The organism is Intrasporangium sp., assembly GCF_032907665.1.
In the GTDB taxonomy this organism is placed as follows: domain Bacteria; phylum Actinomycetota; class Actinomycetes; order Actinomycetales; family Dermatophilaceae; genus Intrasporangium.
This window is the reverse complement of record NZ_JAJJPG010000111.1, coordinates 10,615-11,958: the sequence shown is the minus strand read 5'-3', so window position 1 is coordinate 11,958 and position 1,344 is coordinate 10,615. Positions and strand designations below refer to the sequence as shown.

General features: G+C 72.9%; 2 protein-coding genes and 1 pseudogene. All 3 read right to left on the bottom strand.

What is annotated here, in order from left to right; genetic code table 11:
• A pseudogene (locus tag LOY02_RS14740) lies at positions 1–290 on the bottom strand (M56 family peptidase); the annotation flags it as partial.
• A gap of 15 nt (positions 291–305) precedes the next feature.
• Entirely contained in the window at positions 306–719 is a 414-nt protein-coding gene (locus LOY02_RS14735) for a BlaI/MecI/CopY family transcriptional regulator (protein WP_317183119.1), read from the bottom strand.
• Positions 720–731: 12 nt separating this feature from the next.
• The coding region (locus LOY02_RS14730) for an ATP-binding cassette domain-containing protein (protein ID WP_317183118.1) at positions 732–1,344 on the bottom strand (613 nt) is incomplete at its 5' end.

Here is a 1,344-nt window from a genome sequence, read left to right as displayed (position 1 = left end):
GTCCCCACGCGGTGCCCGGAGAGGATGAGCCGGCCCGCGATGAGTCCGGTGACCGTCACAGCCGCGGCGATCTGGGTCGCGTGCCCAGCCAGCTCGACCGTCGGCCCGATGACGTAGGGCAGGGCAGCCGGAGCCGCGAAGAGGGCCGCCAGCACCGCAGCCATCGACGTGGCCTGCCACACGACGAGCGCCGCCCGCGGGGCGCGGCGGAACGCCGTCATCCCGGCCATGAGACGCGGCACCGGCCACGTGAGGGCGATCGTGAGGGCGAGCAGTGCCGCGATGACCATAGGCGACTCGAGGACCTACCCGGTTTTGCGCTTGCCCGCGCGCGACTCCAGATCGGCCAGGGCAGACCGGAGCTCGTCGAGCTCCTCGGGTGTCGACTGGTCGAGGAAGCGGAGCAGCGCGCTGCGGCGCTCGGTGCCGGCGAGCTCGCCCAGGGTGTGGTGCAGCGCCTCGGACGTCAGCTCGTCGCGGGACGACGCCGGCAGGTAACGCCACGCCCTCCCGTCCCGCTCACGGGTGACGAGCCCCTTCTTCGCCATGCGGTCGAGGACCGTCATCAGGGTGGTGTAGGCGAGGCCCCGCTCGACGCCGATCGCGTCGTGGACGTCGCGCACCGTGAGGCCCTCGGGGCGCGCGTCGACGGCAGCCCAGAGGTGCTCCATGACGGCACGCTCGAGGTCACCGAGTCGGGTGCGTGGTTTGCTGGCCATGGTGGCTCCAATCTACCTGTGCGGGTTGCTGACGGTGAAAACGTGGTCGACGAGCTCGAGCCCGTCGGGGCGATGGGTGACGAGGACGACGGTGGGTGCGGGCCCGTCCACGCCGTCCTCGGTGTCGTCGTCGCGCCCGAGCAGGTCGGTGAGGACGCTGTGGGCGGTCGGAGGGTCGAGGTGGGCAACCGGCTCGTCGAGGGCGATGACCGGACGGCCGCTGAGGTGAGCCCTGGCGACGGCGAGCCGCGCCCGCTCGCCTCCGGAGAGCCCGCGGCCGCCCGCCCCGAGGATCGTGTCGAGGCCGTTGGGGAGGCTCGAGACCAGACGGCCGAGACCGGCACGATCGAGGGCTCTGAGCACGGCTTCGTCGCTGGCGCCGGGGCGGGCGAGCGTGAGGTTGTTGCGCAGCGTCGTGGCGAAGACGTGCGGCTCGTCGTCGACCACGGCGATCCGCGCACGTGCCGCGTCGAGCGGCTCGGCGAGGACGTCGTGCTCGCCGGTGGGTGTCGCGGCGAGGTAGCGGCCGGAAACGGGGTCGAGATGGCGTGCGAGGACGGCGAGGAGGGTGGACTTGCCGCTGCCGTTCGGTCCGATGACGGCGACGGACTCCCCGGGCGCGAGG